Source organism: Streptomyces abyssalis, from assembly GCF_001751365.1.
Lineage (GTDB): Bacteria > Actinomycetota > Actinomycetes > Streptomycetales > Streptomycetaceae > Streptomyces > Streptomyces abyssalis.
Map to the genome: position 1 here is coordinate 813,820 of NZ_LJGT01000037.1, position 18,347 is coordinate 832,166.

At 72.2% G+C, this 18,347-nt stretch carries 18 protein-coding genes and 1 riboswitch; of the genes, 11 read left to right on the plus strand and 7 right to left on the minus strand.

Annotation, left to right across the window (positions count from 1 at the left end; genetic code table 11):
* The first annotated feature begins 32 nt into the window (after positions 1-32).
* The 4 genes from AN215_RS06745 to AN215_RS06760 all read left to right on the plus strand — a co-directional run bounded on the left by AN215_RS06745 (position 33) and on the right by AN215_RS06760 (position 4,967).
* Positions 33-1,526: an amino acid permease gene (locus AN215_RS06745; RefSeq protein WP_070009663.1), complete on the plus strand. Its 1,494-nt coding sequence runs from the start codon at positions 33-35 to the stop codon at positions 1,524-1,526.
* 10 nt (positions 1,527-1,536) lie between these two features.
* Positions 1,537-1,992 carry an Lrp/AsnC family transcriptional regulator gene (locus AN215_RS06750; RefSeq protein ID WP_070009662.1) on the plus strand — a complete coding sequence of 152 codons (456 nt, stop codon included), beginning with the start codon at positions 1,537-1,539 and terminating at the stop codon, positions 1,990-1,992.
* 224 nt (positions 1,993-2,216) lie between these two features.
* A complete protein-coding gene (locus AN215_RS06755; RefSeq protein ID WP_070009855.1) occupies positions 2,217-3,017 on the plus strand; it encodes a carbon-nitrogen hydrolase family protein in 801 nt (266 codons plus the stop codon).
* A 195-nt stretch (positions 3,018-3,212) separates the two neighbouring features.
* Complete coding sequence (locus AN215_RS06760) at positions 3,213-4,967, plus strand: flavin monoamine oxidase family protein (protein ID WP_070009661.1); 1,755 nt, start codon at positions 3,213-3,215, stop codon at positions 4,965-4,967.
* A 14-nt stretch (positions 4,968-4,981) separates the two neighbouring features.
* Here the strand turns inward: AN215_RS06760 and AN215_RS06765 are convergent, their stop codons facing one another.
* The 3 genes from AN215_RS06765 to AN215_RS06770 form a co-directional block, all read right to left on the minus strand.
* Positions 4,982-5,674 (minus strand): DUF899 domain-containing protein, encoded by a 693-nt coding sequence (locus AN215_RS06765; protein ID WP_070009660.1) that lies wholly within the window; start codon positions 5,672-5,674, stop codon positions 4,982-4,984.
* Between the two features lie 67 nt (positions 5,675-5,741).
* On the minus strand, positions 5,742-5,888 hold the full coding sequence (locus AN215_RS29740) for a hypothetical protein (RefSeq protein ID WP_171904117.1): 147 nt from the start codon (positions 5,886-5,888) through the stop codon (positions 5,742-5,744).
* Entirely contained in the window at positions 5,888-6,886 is a 999-nt protein-coding gene (locus tag AN215_RS06770; RefSeq protein WP_070009659.1) for an RNA polymerase subunit sigma-70, read from the minus strand. Before AN215_RS06770 ends, AN215_RS29740 begins: the two co-directional genes overlap by 1 nt.
* 215 nt (positions 6,887-7,101) lie before the next feature.
* Between AN215_RS06770 and AN215_RS06775 the strand changes: the two genes are divergently transcribed.
* Positions 7,102-7,758: a class I SAM-dependent methyltransferase gene (locus AN215_RS06775; protein WP_070009658.1), complete on the plus strand. Its 657-nt coding sequence runs from the start codon at positions 7,102-7,104 to the stop codon at positions 7,756-7,758.
* Here the strand turns inward: AN215_RS06775 and AN215_RS06780 are convergent.
* Together AN215_RS06780 and AN215_RS06785 are read right to left on the minus strand one after the other, a co-directional pair.
* The gene (locus AN215_RS06780; protein ID WP_070009657.1) at positions 7,755-8,993 is read right to left on the minus strand and encodes an alpha/beta fold hydrolase; all 1,239 of its coding nucleotides are present in this window, start codon (positions 8,991-8,993) and stop codon (positions 7,755-7,757) included. The genes AN215_RS06775 and AN215_RS06780 overlap by 4 nt on opposite strands.
* A gap of 58 nt (positions 8,994-9,051) precedes the next feature.
* Positions 9,052-9,981 (minus strand): LLM class F420-dependent oxidoreductase, encoded by a 930-nt coding sequence (locus AN215_RS06785; protein WP_070009656.1) that lies wholly within the window; start codon positions 9,979-9,981, stop codon positions 9,052-9,054.
* A 215-nt stretch (positions 9,982-10,196) separates the two neighbouring features.
* On the opposite strand from AN215_RS06785, the gene AN215_RS06790 reads away from it, so the two are divergent.
* Positions 10,197-10,904, plus strand: coding sequence for a class I SAM-dependent methyltransferase (locus tag AN215_RS06790; RefSeq protein ID WP_070009854.1), 708 nt, complete (start codon positions 10,197-10,199; stop codon positions 10,902-10,904).
* A 95-nt stretch (positions 10,905-10,999) separates the two neighbouring features.
* Here the strand turns inward: AN215_RS06790 and AN215_RS06795 are convergent, their stop codons facing one another.
* Positions 11,000-11,800, minus strand: a complete 801-nt coding sequence (locus AN215_RS06795) for a DUF5995 family protein (protein ID WP_420856110.1) — start codon at positions 11,798-11,800, stop codon at positions 11,000-11,002.
* Between the two features lie 121 nt (positions 11,801-11,921).
* On the minus strand, positions 11,922-13,199 hold the full coding sequence (locus AN215_RS06800; protein WP_070009655.1) for an MFS transporter: 1,278 nt from the start codon (positions 13,197-13,199) through the stop codon (positions 11,922-11,924).
* 305 nt (positions 13,200-13,504) lie between these two features.
* Positions 13,505-13,635, plus strand: a riboswitch (FMN riboswitch).
* Positions 13,636-13,850: 215 nt separating this feature from the next.
* Between AN215_RS06800 and ribD the strand changes: the two genes are divergently transcribed.
* From ribD to ribH, 5 genes are all read left to right on the plus strand, one after another.
* Positions 13,851-14,978, plus strand: a complete 1,128-nt coding sequence (gene ribD, locus AN215_RS06805; RefSeq protein ID WP_070009853.1) for a bifunctional diaminohydroxyphosphoribosylaminopyrimidine deaminase/5-amino-6-(5-phosphoribosylamino)uracil reductase RibD — start codon at positions 13,851-13,853, stop codon at positions 14,976-14,978.
* Positions 14,979-15,647, plus strand: a complete 669-nt coding sequence (locus AN215_RS06810) for a riboflavin synthase (RefSeq protein ID WP_079122755.1) — start codon at positions 14,979-14,981, stop codon at positions 15,645-15,647.
* Between the two features lie 11 nt (positions 15,648-15,658).
* The gene (gene pnuC / locus AN215_RS06815) at positions 15,659-16,318 is read left to right on the plus strand and encodes a nicotinamide riboside transporter PnuC (protein ID WP_420856116.1); all 660 of its coding nucleotides are present in this window, start codon (positions 15,659-15,661) and stop codon (positions 16,316-16,318) included.
* Positions 16,319-16,392: 74 nt separating this feature from the next.
* Positions 16,393-17,775 (plus strand): bifunctional 3,4-dihydroxy-2-butanone-4-phosphate synthase/GTP cyclohydrolase II, encoded by a 1,383-nt coding sequence (locus AN215_RS06820; protein ID WP_070009653.1) that lies wholly within the window; start codon positions 16,393-16,395, stop codon positions 17,773-17,775.
* Between the two features lie 86 nt (positions 17,776-17,861).
* The gene (gene ribH / locus AN215_RS06825; protein WP_070009652.1) at positions 17,862-18,335 is read left to right on the plus strand and encodes a 6,7-dimethyl-8-ribityllumazine synthase; all 474 of its coding nucleotides are present in this window, start codon (positions 17,862-17,864) and stop codon (positions 18,333-18,335) included.
* Positions 18,336-18,347: the final 12 nt, after the last annotated feature.

Genomic DNA, 18,347 nt, shown 5'->3' on the forward strand with positions numbered 1-18,347 from the left:
CACAGCAGATCAACAGCGAGGAGACCGCTGCCGTGTTGGACCAGGGCGCAGGCCCGGCCGCCCCCAAGCCCCAGGACGGGCGGAGCGGCCGTCGGCAAGGGGGTGCCGCGCGGCTGATGCGCCGCAAGCCGGTGGAGACACTCATTGCCGAGAGCGGCCACGGCGCGGGCGGTGAACTGCGGCGCAGTCTCGGCCTGTGGCAGCTGACCATGATCAGCATCGGGGCGACGCTGGGCACGGGAATCTTCGTCGTCCTCGGCGAGGCCGTCCCCGACGCCGGGCCCGCGGTCGTCGTCTCGTTCGTCATCGCGGGTCTCACGGCGCTCTTCTCCGCGCTCTCCTACGCGGAGCTGGCCGGCACGATCCCCGTCGCCGGCTCCTCCTACTCCTATGCCTACGCGACGATGGGCGAGCTGGTCGCCTGGGTCTGCGGCTGGTGTCTGCTGCTGGAGTACGGGGTGTCGGTGGCGGCCGTCGCCGTCGGCTGGGGCCAGTACATCGACGAGCTGCTGCACGGCACGCTCGGCCTCGGCCTTCCCCAGGCCCTCTCGGCGCCGCCCGGCGAGGGCGGGCTCTTCAACGTTCCCGCGCTCGTCGTCGTACTGCTCGCCATGGCCTTCCTGCTCGGCGGCGCGAAGGAGAGCGCACGCGCCAACACCGTCATGGTCGTCGTGAAGATCGCCGCGCTGCTGCTCTTCTGCGGCATCGCCGCCGCGGGTGTCCGGGCGGGCAATTACGAGCCCTTCATGCCGCTGGGCATGGCCGGGGTCAGTGCCGCAGGCGCCACTCTCTTCTTCTCCTACATCGGATTCGACGCGGCATCCACGGCGGGGGAGGAGGCGAAGAACCCGCAGCGTGACCTGCCGCGCGCCATCCTGCTCTCACTGGTGCTGGTCACCCTGCTGTACTGCCTGGTCGCGGCGGTGGCGGTGGGCGCACTGCCCTGGCGGCGGTTCGAGGGCAGCGAGGCCGCGCTCTCGGGCGTCCTGCACAGCGTCACCGGCCAGGGCTTCTGGCCCGCGGTGCTCGCCTTCGGCGCGGTCGTCGCCATCGCCTCGGTCGTGCTGACGGTGCTGTACGGGCAGACCCGCATCCTCTTCGCGATGTCGCGGGACGGCCTGGTGCCCGCGGTCTTCTCCAAGGTCGACCCGCGCAGCGGCAGCCCCCGCGCCAACACCCTCATCGTCTCCGCGTTCTGCGGGACGCTCGCCGCAGCCGTGCCGCTGGGCCGGCTCGCCGACGCCACGAGCATCGGCACCCTCTTCGCCTTCGCCCTCGTCAACGTCGCGGTGATCGTGCTGCGCCGTACCAGCCCGGAGATGCGGCGGGGCTTCCGCGTGCCGCTCTCGCCGCTCTTCCCGCTCGTCGGTCTGGGCCTGTGCGCATGGATGATGTTCTCCCTGGACGCCGTCACCTGGGGGGTGTTCGGCGTCTGGATGGCCGTGGGCGCTGTGGTGTACTTCGGGTACGGGATGCGCCGCTCCCGGCTGAAGACCGCACCGACGCCCGCGCGCACGGAAGAGTGACCGGCCCGCAGTGACACTCGACGACCTCGACGAACGCATCGTCCACCTCCTCTCCGAGGACGCCCGCCGCTCGTACGCCGACATCGGCGCCGATGTCGGTCTCTCTGCCCCCGCCGTGAAACGCCGTGTGGACCGGCTGCGGGCGGAGGGAGCCATCACCGGGTTCACCGTGCGCGTGGACCCGGCGGCTCTGGGCTGGCAGACCGAGGGCTATATCGAGATGTACTGCCGCTCGAAGACCGCGCCCGAAGACATCCGCCGGGCGCTGGCCCGCTATCCGGAGGTCGCATCCGCGTCCACTGTCACCGGTGAGGCGGACGCGATGGTGCAGGTCTTCGCCTCCGACATGCGCCACTTCGAGCAGGTGCTGGAACGCATCGCGGGCGAGCCGTTCGTCGAGCGGACGAAGTCGGTGCTGGTGCTCTCGCCGCTGCTGCGCCGCTACACCGCGGGGGCGCCGCGCTGAGCGGGCTCCGACCTGCTCTTACCGGGCCGGCGCAGATTACGGACGCTCAGTGCAACGATTCGCCGCGGAACAGGCCGTATGCGCAACGGAGGACCTGCTGATGCGCAACGGATGAGCCTTGTCGGCCGGTGCAGGGGACCGTACCGTCGAAGTGTTCCCCCGCACGCCTGTACGTGCGGGCCGCCGCGCCCGCGTCCGTACGCACGAGCACAGCCAGAGGTCCCATGCCGACGTTGCGCCTCGCCCTGCACCAGGGCCCCGCCGGTGTTCCCCGCACCGCCGAGGACGGTCTCGCCGCGCTCGACGACGCCGCCCGAGCGGCCGCCGCGGGGGGCGCCCGGCTGCTGGTCACACCCGAACTGTCCCTGACCGGATACGCGTTGGGGGACGGCGTCGACGGACGTGCCGAGACCGCCGACGGCCCGTCCGCACGCGCGGTCTCCCGCATCGCCGCCGCACACGGCATCGCCGTCGTCTACGGCTACCCCGAACGCGACCCGGACAGCGGCGCGCTGCACAACTCGGCCGCCCTCGTCGGTGCCGACGGGCGCGTCCTCGCCGGCTACCGCAAGACACACCTGTACGGCGACTACGAGACCGGCCACTTCACGCCCGGTGACCGGCTCCTCGTGCAGGCCGACCTGGAAGGCGTCCGCACCGGCCTTCTGATCTGCTACGACGTGGAGTTCCCCGAAGCGGTGCGCGCCCACGCCCTCGCCGGGACCGAGCTGCTGGTGGTGCCGACGGCGCTGATGCGCCCGTACGACTTCGTGGCGGAGACGGTCCTTCCCGCGCGTGCCTGGGAGAACCAGCTCTACGTGGCGTACGCCGACCGCGCAGGCAGGGAAGGCGACTTCGACTTCGCGGGACTCAGCTGCCTCGCCGCTCCCGACGGGAGCGTCCCGGCCCGTGCCGGCCGCGACGAGGCACTCCTCGTCGCCGACGTCGACACTGCGCTGCTCCATGCCTCGCGGGCCCGCAACACCTACCTCACCGACCGGCGGGCCGCGCTCTACACCACCTGAACCCGAACCGTCCGAACCGTCCGAACCGGCCCGAACCGGCCCGAACCGACCGGCCGGTCGCCGGGTCCGGCGCGGCGCCGTGCACAGCCCGGCGCCGCGCCCCCGGACACACGGCCCGCGAACACACCGCCCCTGAACACATCGCCCCTGAACACCCGTGCCCTGAACAGCACCCCGGAGAGGAGAAGTGCGCCGATGACGTCCACCGTGCCCACCGCCGTACACGAGGAGCAGCAGAACACGGCCACGGACGCCGCGCCGCTGACCATGTCAGGGCCCGACTTCCCGTTCGCCTACGACGACTTCCTCGCCCACCCGGCCGGACTGGGATCGGTGCCCGCCACCGAACACGGCACCGAGGTCGCGGTGATCGGCGGCGGCCTCTCCGGCATCGTCACCGCCTTCGAGCTGATGAAGACCGGCCTCAAGCCCGTCGTCTACGAGGCCGACCAGATCGGCGGGCGGCTGCGCACCGCGCGCTTCGAAGGCTGCGAGGACGGACTGACGGCCGAGATGGGCGCCATGCGCTTCCCGCCGTCCTCGACCGCCTTCCAGCACTACGTCGAGCTGACCGGGCTCGAGACCGAGACATTCCCCAACCCCCTCGCACCCGGGACCCCTTCGACCGTGGTCGACCTCAAGGGCCGCTCCCACTACGCCCGTTCGCTCGAAGACCTCCCGCCCGTCTTCCACCAGGTCATGGACGCCTGGAACGCCTGCCTGGAGGACGGCGCCGAATTCAGCGCGATGCAGCGGGCGTTGCGGGAGCGCGACATCCCGCGCATCCGTGAGATCTGGTCCCGGCTGGTGGAGCGGCTCGACGACCAGACCTTCTACGGGTTCCTGTGCGCGTCGGAGTCCTTCGCGTCCTTCCGGCACCGCGAGATCTTCGGGCAGGTCGGCTTCGGCACCGGCGGCTGGGACACCGACTTCCCCAACTCCATCCTGGAGATCCTCCGGGTCGTCTACACCGGTGCCGACGACGACCACCGCAGCATCGTCGGCGGCAGCCAGCAGCTCCCGCTGCGGCTGTGGGAGCTGGAGCCGGACAAGCTCGTCCACTGGCCCGTCGGAACCTCCCTGGCCAGGCTCCACGAGCGGCACGGTGACCGCCAGGAGAGCCGCGTCACGGGGCAGCCACGGCCCGCCGTGACCCGCCTGCGCCGCACGGCCGGCAACCGCATCACCGTCACCGACGCGGCGGGCCACATCCGCACCTACCGAGCCGCCGTCTTCACGGCCCAGTCGTGGATGCTGCTCAGCAAGATCGACTGTGACGACGCGCTGCTCCCCATCGACCACTGGACGGCGGTCGAGCGCACCCACTACATGGAGTCCTCCAAGCTGTTCGTGCCCGTGGACAGGCCGTTCTGGCTCGACGAGGCCGTCGACGACAGGGGCGAGCCGACCGGCCGCGACGTGATGAGCATGACGCTCACCGACCGGATGACGCGCGGCACCTACCTGCTGGACGACGGTCCGGACCGGCCGGCCGTCATCTGCCTGTCGTACACGTGGTGCGACGACAGCCTCAAGTGGCTGCCGCTGGACGCGAATCAGCGCATGGAGGTGATGCTGAAGTCGCTCGGGGAGATCTATCCGAACGTCGACATCCGCAGCCACATCACCGGCAGCCCCGTCACGGTCTCCTGGGAGGACGAGCCGTACTTCATGGGCGCCTTCAAGGCCAATCTGCCCGGCCACTACCGCTATCAGCGGCGGCTGTTCACGCACTTCATGCAGGACACCCTCCCCGAGGACAAGCGCGGACTCTTCCTCGCCGGTGACGACGTCTCCTGGACGGCGGGCTGGGCGGAGGGTGCGGTGCAGACCGCGCTCAACGCCGTGTGGGGCGTGCTGCACCACTTCGGCGGCGGCACCGATCCGTCCAACCCGGGCCCGGGCGACGTATACGACGAGATCGCACCGGTGCTGCTGCCGGAGGACTGAGCCGGAAGGCCCTCTCAGGGCAGGCCGTAGAGCCGGGCGACGTCGGGTGAGTCGAGCCACTTCGAATAGGTGGGGGACTTCGGCCAGCCCTCGGGCGAATCCTGCCATTCCTCCTGGCGGCCCCAAGGCAGGATGTCGATCAACGCGAAGGTGTAGCTGAGCTGTTCGGTACCGCGGCCGTCGGTGTGCCAGGTGCGGTAGACCTTGTCGCCGTCGCGGAGGAACACGTTCACCGCGAAGCCCCCGCCGGGTGGCGCGCCCACGTCGGCGCCGAACGAGCTCTCCGACGACGAGTACCAGTCCATCTTGTTGCCTACTTTGGCCCTGTAGGCCAGCGCTTCCTCGATGGGCCCGTTGGTGACGATGACGAAGCGGGCGTCATAGTTGTCGAGGAAGCCCAGCCGGACGTACTGCGACGTCAGCCCTGTACAGCCGCCGCACTGCCACTCCGCGCCATCGGACCACATGTGGTTGTAGACGATGAGCTGGGAGCGCCCGTTGAATACTTCGGCCAGTCCGACGGGGCCGTCCGGGCCGATCAGCGTGTAGTCCGGGAGCTCGACCATCGGCAGTCTGCGGCGTTGGGCAGCGATGGCGTCGAGCTCACGGGTGGCAGCCTTCTCCCGCACACGCAGATCGTCGAGCGCGGCCTGCCATGTCCGCCGGTCGACCACTGGGGGCAGGGCGCCGGCTGTCTGCTCGGTCACGGTTCCTCCCGGGCTCGGATGGATCTCCTCCGATGTGGTGACCGGAGACGACGGCGGAAATCATCGCTCACGACGGGTGACCGGGTCCGGGCTCGCCGTCGCGCAGCCCCAGCTCCACCCGCCCGGGAGCGACGACGCCGAGCGCGTCGCCCCACACGGCCGCGACCACTGCGACACGCGCGCCACCGCGGAGCGCGAGCGTCCACACCGGCACTACTCCGTGCTTTCCGGCGGCAGGCTCTCAGGCAGCCCGAGCCGCGGGAACTGGTCGTCGTGGAACGTGACGATCTCGGTGATCGCCCCGCCGGTGACGCGCAGGACGTCGATCGTCAGCGGCAGGTACGCGCCCTCCCGCTTCCGCCAGTGGTAGAAGGCGACGGCGGGCTGCCGGTTCACGGAGGTAGGGACGGCGCGCAGGTGCTTCACGCCCTCGAAGCCGCTCTCGATCCAGTCGTTGATCACCGTGTCGCGGCCGACGTACAGCCCCGGCGTGGGAGGCATCGAGCAGCGGACGTCGTCCCGCAGCAGTGCGGCGAGCCCGTCGATGTCCGTGGCAACGCTGAGGTCGGTGTAGCGGCGCACCAGATCGCGCGTCCCGGTGTCCTCCTCGCCGCCGGTCCAGTCCTGCCGCTCGGCGGGAAGGTGCTCCCGCATGCCGGCGCGGGCCCGTTGCAGCGCGCTGTTCACGGAGTTGACGGAGTCCCCGAGGAGCTCCGCGACGTTCTTCGCCGGCCAGCCGAGCACGTCCCGCAGGATCAGCACGGCCCGCGGGCGCGGCGCGAGGTGCTGGACTGCGACCAGATACGCCAGCTCGATCGTCTCCCGCGCGACGGCGAGCGTCTCCGGCTCGTCCGCGTCGCCCGCGGGCAACTCGTCGAGCAACCGGTCCGGGTAGGGCTGCAGCCACAGCACCTCGCCTCCCGTCGCTGGCTCCGGGCGGCGCTTGGCCAGCAGGTCCAGGCAGGCGTTGGTGGCGATCCGGTACAGCCAGGCGCGGAACGTCGACCGCCCCTCGAAGGTCTCCCGCCGCCGCCAGGCGCGCAGGAACGTCTCCTGCACGGTGTCCTCGGCGTCCTCGAACGACCCGAGCATCCGGTAGCAGTGCACGTGCAGCTCCCGCCGGTGCCGCTCCGCCAGCCCCGAGAAGGCCGGCTCGTCGACCTCGCCCAGCCCGCTGACGCCCAGCTCCTCCAGCCGCGTATCCGCACTCATCACGTCATCCTCCCGCCTCGCAAAGTCCCGTCGTAGGTGTGACGGGTCCGGGCGCGACAACTCATCACCAGGGCCGGCCGGCATGCTGATCCACAGAGGGATCGGCGGCGCGTCACTCTCATGGGGGGAGCCGGATGCGCCCACGGACACACGGCTGCGGAGGTCGTTCGGTTCCCGGAGCAGCGGCGACCGGCTGCCGGGGCTAGCCTGCGGGCGTGAGCACCGGACCGGAAGGCCCAGAAGCCGAAAGGTGGCTGGCGGACACCCGGGCGTCCTACGACGCCGACGCCGTCAGCTACGCGGACGAGGTGCGAGACCTCACGGAGAGACTGCCGGCCGAGCGGGACGTCATGGCGCTGTTCGCCGAGCGGGTGCGGGCGAACGGCGGCGGGCCCGTCGCGGACGTGGGGTGCGGGCCCGGGAGGATCACCGCCCACCTGCGGAACCTCGGCGTGGACGCCTTCGGTATCGATCTGTCGCCCCGGATGATCGAGGTGGCGCGGCGTGAGCATCCCGGCCTGCGGTTCGAGGTGGGGTCGATGACTCAACTCGACCTCGCGGACGGGTCGCTGGCCGCCCTGATCGCCTGGTACTCGGTCATTCACGTCCCCGATCACGCGATCGGCGCGGTCCTCGCCGGTTTCCGTCGCGTGCTGCGGCCCGGCGGTCTGCTGCTGCTGGGTTTTCACGTCGGCGACGCCTCACCGTCCAATGCGCAGGAGAGCGGTGAGAGGTGGCCGGAGTCCTGCGTCCGTCGGCGGCAGCCGGGTCAGGTCGCCGCCTGGCTCGACGAAGCCGGCTTCACCGTCGAGACCCACCCCACGCTCACGTCGGCCTCGCGCACGCTGGGCGTGCTGCTGGCGCGCTCCTAGGCGTCCCCGCGGGCCAGGCCGATGAGCCGGCCGAGGACCCGGTCGCCGTCCGCGCGGAGGCCGTTGTGCTCGTACTCGTCGGTGAGCCATGTACGCATGGTCGGGATGAGCTTTGCCGTCTCCTCGGAGAACGCCCGGTCGACGTAGGCGTCGTCGGCGTACACGACCGCTGCGCAGGGCACGCCGCACTCGCGGAGCCGGCCGGCGTCGTAGAGCGCGGGCCATTCGTGGCCGGCGAGAAGATCCGCCGCCTCGCGCAGCGGTTCCAGCTCGCCGTAGTCGCTGAACATCCAGGGGAAGACGTGCTCCCCGGTGAACAGGGTCGGGTCCGCCTCGAACTCGGCGGGCCGGACCCGTTGCGCGGACCAGCGCGTCGCGTGACCGTCGGCGTAACTGGACTCGTGGATCACGGCGTACAGCGGATTGCGGCCGGAGAAGGGGAGGGCCGCGGCGACGTCGTACCCGAACGAGGGGTCCGCCGGGTCCCGTTCGAGCAGGTAGTGCAGTCGTGCGGCGCCGTCGCTCATGCCGAGCATGTGGCCGAGCTGCCGGAACCGGCGGGAGGTCAGACGGTCCCCGGCGGGCAGCCGTACGTCCTGGGAGTCCAGCCGTTCCACCAGCGCGCGCACCCGGTCGCGGTCGGCCGGATGGTGCCGGTAGTAGCGCCTGTTGCGCTCCAGCATCGTCTCGAACGTGGCGCGGTAGACCTCGTCGGGATGGCGTCCGACGGGAGGCAGACCTCCGGTGAAGAGGGCCTCGCGCAGCCCGTGCGGTGCCCGGCACAGATAGTGCAGCGTGCAGAAGCCCCCGAAGGACTGGCCCAGGACGCTCCACTTCTCCACGTCCAGCGCCGCACGGATCCATTCGGCGTCCTGCACGATCGCGTCGGCACGGAAGTGCGTCAGATAGTCGGCCTGCTGCCGAGGTGTCATCCCGGGCAGCACGCCGACCGGTGTGGAACGGCCCGTGCCGCGCTGGTCGAGCATCAGCACCCGGTAGTCGCGGAGCGCCCGCCGCAGCCAGCTCGGCGCCGCCGGCGCCATCGTCGGACGGGGCGCCTCCTGACCGGGCCCTCCCTCCAGGTACACCAGGAACGGAAGGTCACGGCCGCCGGGAGCGGCGACTTCACGGGCGAACACCGTGATCCGCTCGCCGTCCGGCGCGGCGTGGTCCAGGGGGACACTGAACTCGTGCTCCGTCAGGGTCATACCGGGAGCGTGCAGGGTGACAGCCATGTCCCTGATCCTGGCACGCGGCGCCGCTGTCCCGCCGCGTTCCCCCGCCTGGCTGGGTCTACATGCCCGCGTCGCGGACCGCGGCGTACAACTCGCGTCCGGCGTCGATCAGTTCGCCCGCGTCACGCGTCCCGTTCTGCAGGTCGAGGATCGCCTCGTCGACCCCGGCCGCCACGCCCTCGGCGAGGTCCTCGACGATCTGCTCGACGCTTCCCTGGTGCTTCCTGCGGTCGCCGCCCATCGGCTTTCCGGAGACGCGCACGCTGCACCGCTGTACGACGGTGAGGGCATCCGGGTCGCGGCCCTGCCGCTCGGCGAGTTCGCGGAGCGTGGCGCGGTTGCGGGCCACGACGGGATGCGGGGTGAGGGAGGGGAGCCAGCCGTCCGCCCGGCGGGCGATGCGGTCCAGGGTGCGCGAGTTGCTCGCGGCCAGCAGTACGGGCATCCTCCCGCCCGGCGGCTTGGGACCGACATCGGCCGGAGCGAGACGCGTGCGGCCGCCCGTGTACGCGGACGGGCCGGAGCTCCACACCTCCTCGCACACGTCGAGCAGTTCATCGAGCAGCTCACCCCGCCGGTCGAAGTCCGCGCCCGCCGCGGCGTATTCGTCCCGGGACCAGCCGGTGCCGAGCCCCGCGACGAGACGGCCGCCGCTCGCCGCGCTCAACGTGCCCAGCGCACGGGCCAGTCCGAAGGGCGCGTGCAGGGGCGCGACCAGCACCGACGTGCCCAGCCGCACGCGCTCCGTGACCGCCGCGGCCTGCGCGAGGGTGACGAGCGGGTCGGCGACGTGCCGGAAGGTGCCGGGCCAGGGGCGGCCCTCGACGCCGTACATGCCGTCGACCGGGTCCTCGGGCACCAGCGTGCGCTCGAAGACCCACAGGCTGTCGAAGCCGCAAGCCTCCGCCTCCCGGGCGACCGCCGTCACATCCCGTCCGGGCGCGTAGTGCTTCATCTGCGGCAGCCCCAGGCCCAGTCGCAGCGTCATGTCTCCTCCGTACGGCTCGTGTGCGGACGGGAACGTCCCGTCCCGCGAGAGTGCCCCCTTCGAGCATCTTCAGTGCGCCGCAGAAGACTTCGGAGCCGTCGCGATCGGCCCGTCGCGCCCCGGTCGCCTGCCCGCGTGAGCACATCACGGCCACTGCGATGCAACAGTGGGCCACGGCACGTGTACCCAGCAAGAAGGAGTGTCCGGTGAACTCGATGGCGCAACCGGAGGGAGCCGCAGGCGGGTGGCCGGAGCAAGTTGCCGCCGTACGCCGCGAGCTCGCCGGCCACGGACCGCCGCGGAGTCCCGGCGGCGCTCCGGACTTCGCCACCGTGACCCTGCCGGAGCGCGACTGCGATCAGGTGCGCGACATCCTGGTGGACGAGCGAGCCGGCACGGTCGTCGAGATCGGACTCGCCTATGCCGGCTCAGCGCTGGCCATCGGCGAGGCGCTGCTGCGCGCCGGCTCACGGACCCCACGGCACGTGGTGATCGACCCGTTCCAGTACACCGTGTACGACGGTGTGGGGTGGGAGCTGCTGCTCAGCGCCGGCCTGGACGGCGTCGCCGAGCTGGTGACCGAGCCGTCGCAGCGGTTCCTCGCCAGGCTGGCCGGCGCGGGCTTCGCCGCGGATGCCGCGTTCGTCGACGGCAGCCACCACTTCCACAACGTGTTCGTCGACCTCCACTTCCTGAGCGAGATCGTCCGGCCTGGCGGCATCGTGCTGCTCGACGATGTCTGGTGGCCCTCGGTCGCCGCAGCCGCGGCGTACTTCGAGACCAATCTGGGATGGAGGCCGGTGCCGGGCGCTCTGGCCGGCGGGACGGCTGACCCGTCCACTGGCCGGCCGCGGACCAGGGCCTACCGGCTGCCCTCTGCGCACCCGGCGCCCGACTTCAGGGAATTCCGGCCGTTCTGCTGAGCCGGAGCCGGAGCCGGAGACGCTGAGCGACGACGCCCCACCACACACCCGGCATCACACCCGGCATCGACTTGCTCAGCGCTCCGGGCCCGGAACTACTCGGCCGGTGCCCTGTCGGCACCTCGGACTGCGGCCGGACGGGCCGGCGCGCGTCGCGGGGAGCACGGAAGCGGAGTCAGCAGGCACCGCCCGGCCATTCCGACGCTCCCGTCCAGCCGCTCGGTGAACTCACCGGCCAGCTCCGGCAGTACGCGCAGACCCCACAGCGCGCGGAAGGCCATCCATGCCCCCGCGCGGGCCATCTCCAGGCTCCAGGCACCCGTCAGGTGCGTCAGCGGATCGGCCACGTCGAGAAGGTCGGGACCCGGCATCAGTTCCTCGCGGATGCGCTCCTCCAGGAGGGTCAGCAGATCCCCGACGCGTTCGAAGTCGCCCTCCAGCTCCTCCGGTTCGGTCCGCCGGGCACGGCAGGTGGCCAGCAGGGCCAGCGGCAGGTCGTGCCCGACGTGCGCGTTGATCCCGGCCAGGGCGAACTGGAGCGGACGTACATAGGGATGGCGGCGCAGCTGGAACAGCGGACGCCAGGAGGCGGGCGGACGGCTGCCCTCGCGCTGCGCCTCCACGGCCGCGAGATAGCGGCCGGCGAAGCGGGCACTCAGCTCCTCCGTGGACGCGCGGTCGGTGAACCAGCCCGAGTCCAGGCGCCGCCCGAGCTCCTGCGTCACGGAGAGATACACCCGGTTGAACACGGCGACACCGTCGCCCTGCGGCAACTCCGCGCCGATGCCGCGCATCCGCAGCACGACGGAATGCAGGGCGCCGGGCGCATGCGGAGAGGGCTCAGGCGGCAGGTCCGCCGCCCCCGCACGCATGGGTGTCCGTTCAGCTGAGGTCATGTGGGCAGCGTGGCAGCCCTGGTGGCGCGGTGTGGCGGACACGGCCCGCGGGGCGCCCGGACGGGGGACAACCGCCCGGCGCCCCGGGACAGAGCGGTGACGCGGCGCGGACCCGCCGGGGTCAGGGGGTTTCAGGAGCGGAGGCCGGACGCCCTTCCGGGACGGCGGGGGAGTCGCCGGCGGTTGCCGAAACCGTCGTACGCCCCTCCTGACGCAGCACACCCGCACCCACCACGAGCCCGAACAGCAGCACGGTGACCAGGCCGAACGACGCGGACAGCGACGTGGCTTCCGCTATCCAGCCGACGGCGGCGGGGGCCGCCAGGCCCGACGCGTAGGCGAGCGTGGCGACACCCGCGATCTCCTGGCCCGGCGAGGACGAGGGTATGCGGCCGGCGGCGGCGAAGCACAGCGGGACGACCACCGCGACGCCGACCCCGATCAGCGCGAACCCGGTGATCGCCAGCGCCGGGGTGGAGGCGAAAGCCACCAGGACCCCGCCCGCTGCCGCCGTGACACCGCTGGCCCGTACCGTCCTCACCGGCCCCAGACGCCGGACCACCGCGTCCCCGAGGAGGCGGGCGACGGCCATCGTGCAGGCGAAGGCGGTGAACGCCGAGGCGGCCAGGCCCGGATCGGCGTCCACCACATCCCGCAGATAGATGGCGGACCAGTCCATCGACGCGCCCTCAGCGAAGACCGCGAAGAAGCCCATGAGCCCGACGGTGAGGGCGGCGCGGCTCGGCAGCGCGAACCGCGGCGGCTCCTCCGCCGCACTGGCCGCGTCCGCTGCGTCCCCGTCCTGCCCGGCGGCCTTGCTCTGCTCCGGAACGTCCAGCACCCAGCGGGATGCGACGAGCGCCGTGACCGCCATCAACGGGGCCACCAGCCCCAGATGGATCCGTCCGTCGAGACCGCTGTGCGCCGCGAGGGCACCGCCCGCGCCTCCCAGCAGCGTGCCGACGCTCCACATGCCGTGCAGTCCGGACATGACCGAGCGCCCGTACCGCTCCTCGATCTGCACCCCGTGCGCGTTCATCGCCACGTCCATCAGGCCGAGGCCGCACCCGTACACGAAGAGGATCACGCACAGCCACACCAGCGAGGGCGAAAGAGCGGGCAGCGCCACACCGGCACAGCACATCAGCGACAGCCACACCAGTGAACGGCGCGGCCCGTAGCGGTGGGCGAGGCGCGCGGAGAGCGGCATGGCGGCGGACGCACCGACCGTGAGGAAGACCAGCGCCATCCCCAGCCAGCCGTGCCCGAGTTGGAGGTGCTCACGGATCCACGGAATGGCGGTCGCGAAGCTGCCGCTCACACCGCCGTGCACGGCGAAGACGACGGAGATCGCGCGCCGTGCCCGGCGGGTGGCGCCGTCGGGGGCGGTCTGCTGCATGTGCGGGACCCTCCGGGCTGTACGTATGTGTCTCTCCGCTGCGCCGCCATTTGTGCCTTCAGCGCTCCGCTTGTGCCTTGAGCGCTCCGCGCACCGTGTCCGTACCGTGCGGCCTGCGCGATCCGGGCCACTGTACGGGGGGTCGTACGCACCCGAACAAGGGGTTTTCGCAAGGCTTTTGCAAGCGGCTGAAAGCCCTCGCACCCGCCCGGCCTCTCCGCGTGCACGCACTGTGAGTGAGCCCACAGGGCACCCCGGCATGGCCGGGGCGGTGCCGTGGCAGACTGGGGGCGTACCAGTGACGTCAGCGCACTCCGGGGTCGGTGAAAGTCCGAACCGGCGGTTACAGTCCGCGACCCGGTCGCCTCCAGCGGCCGGTTGACCAGGTGGAATTCCTGGACCGACGGTGAAAGTCCGGATGGGAGGCAGTGCGCGGCGGGCCGAGACCGGTACACCGCCCTTGCCGGCGGACGCTGCCGTGCACCGCACGGAGGCGCCCCGTCCTTTCCGCGGTGTCCCGGCCCCGACGAGCCCGTACACATCCCGAAGCGCCCCGGAGTCCGTGCCCGAAGAGGCAGGAGAGACCCGGTGGCCAGCGACGCAGCAGCCGCAGTGTCAGCCCCGTCCGCCGAACCGGCCGAACGGGCCGCCATGCGCCGCGCCGTCGAACTCGCCGCACGTGGTCTCGGTTCCACCAGCCCGAACCCCGTGGTGGGCTGCGTCGTCCTCAGCTCCGAGGGCTATCCCGTCGGAGAGGGCTGGCACCAGCGCGCAGGCGGCCCGCACGCCGAGATCCACGCCCTGGCCGAGGCGGGGGACGACGCACGCGGCGGCACCGCGGTCGTCACCCTCGAACCCTGCGACCGAACCGGCCGTACGGGCCCCTGTACGCAAGCGCTCATCGAGGCAGGCATCGCCCGCGTCGTCTACGCCGTCGCCGACCCCTCCGCGCCCGGCGGGGCGAGCCGGCTCGCCGGAGCGGGCATCGACGTCGTACGGGGGCTGCTGGCCGACGAGGCGGCGGCGGGCAACGCCGCGTGGCTCACCTCGGTGCGGCTGCGGCGCCCGTACGTCATCTGGAAGTACGCCGCGACGCTCGACGGGCGCATCGCCGCCGCCGACGGCTCCAGCCGCTGGATCACCTCCGACGAGGCCCGCGCCGACGTCCACCGGCTGCGGGCCCGCACCGACGCCGTGCTCGTCGGCTCCGGCACGGCGCGCGCCGACGATCCGCACCTCGCCGTGCGCGGCGTGTCCGGAGCGGTGCAGCCGCTGCGCGTCGTCATCGACACCGAGGCCGCCGTTCTGCGGCCCGGCGCCCGCGTCCTCGACACGGCCGCGCCCACGCTCGTCGCCGTCGCGCAGGACGCGGGCGCGGACGAACTCGAAGGCGCCGCCGAGCTGTTGAGGCTGCCACGCGCCGGGGGCGGCCGGCCGGGAGTCGACCTGGCGGCACTCCTGGGGGAGCTGTACGCACGCGAGGTGCGCTCGGTGCTCCTGGAAGGCGGCCCGACGCTGGCCGGGTCCTTCGTACGGGCCGGGGCCGTCGACGAGGTCATCGGCTATGTCGCGCCAGTGCTGCTGGGGGCCGGGCCGGCTGCGCTCGGCGACGCCGGAATCGCCACCATCGCGCAGGCGTTGCGGCTGAAAGTGACCGAAACCGTCCGCGTAGGCCCCGACTTGCGCGTCACCGCCGTCCCGGCGACCGCCGCACGAGCCGCCGCGACCGGCGTTTCCGCCGCCGCCACCGCTTCCACCGCTGCGACTGAGGAGTCCTGAGTGTTCACCGGAATCGTCGAAGAACTGGGCGAAGTCGTCGCCGTGGAGGAGCTGCCCGGTGCGGCCCGCTTCCGTCTGCGCGGCCCCGTCGTCACCGAAGGGGTGCGGCACGGCCAGTCGATCGCCGTCAACGGCGTCTGCCTCACCGTGGTCGAGGCGTCCGGAGGCGAGTTCACCGCCGACGTCATCGGTGAGACCCTCGCCCGCTCCAGCCTCGGCGCCCTCACCGCAGGCTCCCGCGTCAACCTGGAGCGCCCCATGGCGCTGGGCGGCAGGCTCGACGGCCACCTCGTCCAGGGCCACGTCGACGGGACCGGCACTCTCGTGGAGCGGACCGGGGACGGGACCGTACGGGTCCAGCTGCCGCCGGGGCTTGCCAAGTACATCGTCGAGAAGGGGTCCGTCACCGTCGACGGTGTCAGCCTCACCGTCGTCGAGGCCGGCGGGGAACACTTCACCGTCAGCCTGATCCCGACCACGCTGGAGCTGACCACGCTGGGCGTCAAGCAGCCCGGAGACCCGGTCAACCTCGAGGTCGACGTACTGGCCAAGTACGTGGAGCGGCTTCTCACCCACGGCGGGGACACGCCTGCGGGCGTCGCCGGCGCTCATGTGCGGGCGGCCGCGGCGGACGAAGGCGCCGCCGGCGCGAGGGAAGCCCTCCGGTGAACGCCCTGGGGATGCTCAACGACGAGGCGTTCACGGCCTTCGGCCAGCACGTCATCTACTCCGACCTGATCGGCAACGTCATCGGCCTGGCCGCTCTCGCGCTGGGCTGGCGCCGCTCCGTCCTCACCTGGCCCGTGCAGGTGCTGGCCGGCGCCGTGCTCGTCTGCGCCTACTACTCGGCGCAGCTCGCGGGCGGAGTCGGCAAGCAGCTCCTGGTCGTGCTCGTCGCGCTCTGGGGCTGGCACCAGTGGCGACGCGGCAACCGCTCGGCCGAGGACGGCGCGATCACGGTGCGCTTCGCGACCGCACGTGAACGGGGCGTGCTGCTGGCAGGCACCGTGCTCGGCACCCTGGCCGTCGGCGGGCTGTTCACCCTCGTGCCGGAGCTGTCGTGGAACCCCTGGCCCGACGCCTACATCTTCGTCGGCACCCTCGCGGCGATGACCGCACAGGCGCGCGGCCTCGTGGAGTTCTGGTTCGCCTGGCTGCTGGTCGACATCGTCGGCGTCCCGCTGGCCTTCAGCAGCGGGCTTCCCTTCTCCGGACTGGTCTACGTCGTCTACCTCGTGCTCGTGCTGTGGGGCATGCGCAGCTGGTGGCGCAGGACCCGCACGGCCGCGCCCGCGGCCTCCGCACAGCGGGAGTCCGCCGCCGAAGGAGCACGTCCATGAACGGGCCCGGCAGTGCCGCCGGGCCGCTGCCCGGAACAACCGGCCCGAGCGGGCCGCCCCGAGGAGGCGCAGGCATGAGCGCAGCCACAACCGGCTGGTACGCGGACGCGGACGGCGAAGCCGCCGGGACACCCCGGCTCCCGGAGCGCAGCCCCGACGACTTCACCCTCGATCCCGTCGAGCGCGCCATAGCCGACATGGCCCTCGGACGGCCCGTCGTGGTCGTCGACGACGAGAACCGGGAGAACGAGGGCGATCTGATCGTCGCCGCCGAGCGGATCACCCCGGAGGTCGTCGCCTTCATGATGAGCGAGTGCCGGGGCCTGATCTGCACACCCATGGAAGCCGCCGACCTGGACCGGCTGGACCTGCCGCAGATGGTCGAGCGGAACTCCGAGGCGATGGGCACGGCATTCACCGTCTCCGTCGACGCGGTCCCCCAGCACGGCGTCACCACCGGGATTTCCGCCGCCGACCGCGCCACCACCATCCGGCTGCTGGCCGATCCGGAGGCCGTCCCGTCGGACTTCGTACGGCCCGGGCACGCCTTCCCGCTGCGCGCCAAGCCCGGCGGCGTCCTGGCACGGGCCGGGCACACCGAGGCCGGGGTCGACCTGGCGCGGCTGGCCGGGCTGCGTCCCGCGGCCGCCATCGTCGAGATCGCCGGGGAGGACGGCACGATGCTGCGCCTGCCCGAACTCGTCCCCTTCGCCCGCAAGCACGGCCTCGCGGTGATCTCCATCGAGGACCTCATCGCCTACCGCGAGGCCCGCCCCGGCCTCCGGCGTGAGGAACCCGAGCCCGTCGTCCTTCCCGACGAGGCCCTCGTACGGCGTGAGGCCGTCACCCGGCTGCCCACCCGCCACGGCGACTTCCGGGCGTACGGCTACCGCTCCACGGCCGACGGCGTCGAGCACATCGCCCTGGTCGCGGGAGACGTCTCGGACGCCGGCGGGGAGGACGTGCTGGTGCGGGTCCACTCCGAGTGCCTGACCGGCGACGTCTTCGGCTCGCTGCGCTGCGACTGCGGCCTGCAGCTGGAGGCGTCCCTGGAGCGGGTGCAGGCCGAGGGCCGCGGCGTGGTGGTGTACCTGCGCGGCCACGAGGGCCGCGGAATCGGGCTGCTGTCCAAGCTGCGCGCGTACGAGCTGCAGGAGCGCGGCCGCGACACCCTCGACGCCAACCTCGAACTGGGGCTGCCCGCCGACGCCCGCGACTACGCGGCCGCCGCGCGGATGCTCCACGACCTGGGCGTGCGGTCCGTGCGGCTGATGACCAACAACCCGGAGAAGTCCGAGGCGCTCGACCGCTGCGGGCTCCGCGTCGCGGAACGGGTGGTCATGCCCGTCGAGGCCGGCGAGCACAACCTGCACTACCTGCGGACCAAGCGCGACCGCATGGGCCACGACCTGCCGTGGCTGGAGGCGCAGCCCGCCTCGCCCTGCGGCAACCAGTGAACGCCTGACGGCGACGGCGACGACGCCGACACGTCAACGGCGTCGACGGCACAGAGACGACAGCGGATGAGGCAAGGAGCGAGAACGTGAGCGGCAAGGGCTCTCCCGAAGTGAGCGTGCAGGAGTGCGGCGATCTGCGCGTGGCGGTGGTCGCGGCGCAGTGGCACGACACCGTGATGGCCGGTCTCGTGGCCGGCGCCATGCGGGCCGCACGTGAGCTGGGCACCGGCGAACCGGCACTGCTGCGCGTCCCCGGCAGCTTCGAACTGCCCGTCGCGGCCAGGGCTCTGGCCCGGGCAGGCTATGACGCGGTCGTCGCACTCGGCGTCGTCATCCGCGGCGGTACGCCGCACTTCGACTACGTCTGCCAGGGGGTCACCCAGGGCCTGACCCAGGTCGGCGTCGAGACCGGCGTCCCCGTCGGCTTCGGGGTCCTCACCTGTGACAACGAGGAACAGGCCCTCGACCGCGCCGGGCTGGAGGGTTCCTCCGAGGACAAGGGACACGAGGCCACGACCGCCGCCGTGGCGACGGCGGCCGCGCTGCGCTCCGTGGTGTGAGCGGACCGGCCG

Coding starts and splice junctions, on each gene's coding strand:
- AN215_RS06755 (WP_070009855.1), top strand. CDS start 2,217: ATGCCGACGTTGCGCCTCGCCCTGCACCAGGGCCCCGCCGGTGTTCCC.
- AN215_RS06760 (WP_070009661.1), top strand. CDS start 3,213: ATGACGTCCACCGTGCCCACCGCCGTACACGAGGAGCAGCAGAACACG.
- AN215_RS06770 (WP_070009659.1), bottom strand. CDS start 6,886: ATGAGTGCGGATACGCGGCTGGAGGAGCTGGGCGTCAGCGGGCTGGGC.
- AN215_RS06780 (WP_070009657.1), bottom strand. CDS start 8,993: ATGGCTGTCACCCTGCACGCTCCCGGTATGACCCTGACGGAGCACGAG.
- AN215_RS06785 (WP_070009656.1), bottom strand. CDS start 9,981: ATGACGCTGCGACTGGGCCTGGGGCTGCCGCAGATGAAGCACTACGCG.
- AN215_RS06790 (WP_070009854.1), top strand. CDS start 10,197: ATGGCGCAACCGGAGGGAGCCGCAGGCGGGTGGCCGGAGCAAGTTGCC.
- AN215_RS06795 (WP_420856110.1), bottom strand. CDS start 11,800: ATGACCTCAGCTGAACGGACACCCATGCGTGCGGGGGCGGCGGACCTG.
- AN215_RS06800 (WP_070009655.1), bottom strand. CDS start 13,199: ATGCAGCAGACCGCCCCCGACGGCGCCACCCGCCGGGCACGGCGCGCG.
- ribD (WP_070009853.1), top strand. CDS start 13,851: ATGCGCCGCGCCGTCGAACTCGCCGCACGTGGTCTCGGTTCCACCAGC.
- pnuC (WP_420856116.1), top strand. CDS start 15,659: ATGCTCAACGACGAGGCGTTCACGGCCTTCGGCCAGCACGTCATCTAC.
- AN215_RS06820 (WP_070009653.1), top strand. CDS start 16,393: ATGAGCGCAGCCACAACCGGCTGGTACGCGGACGCGGACGGCGAAGCC.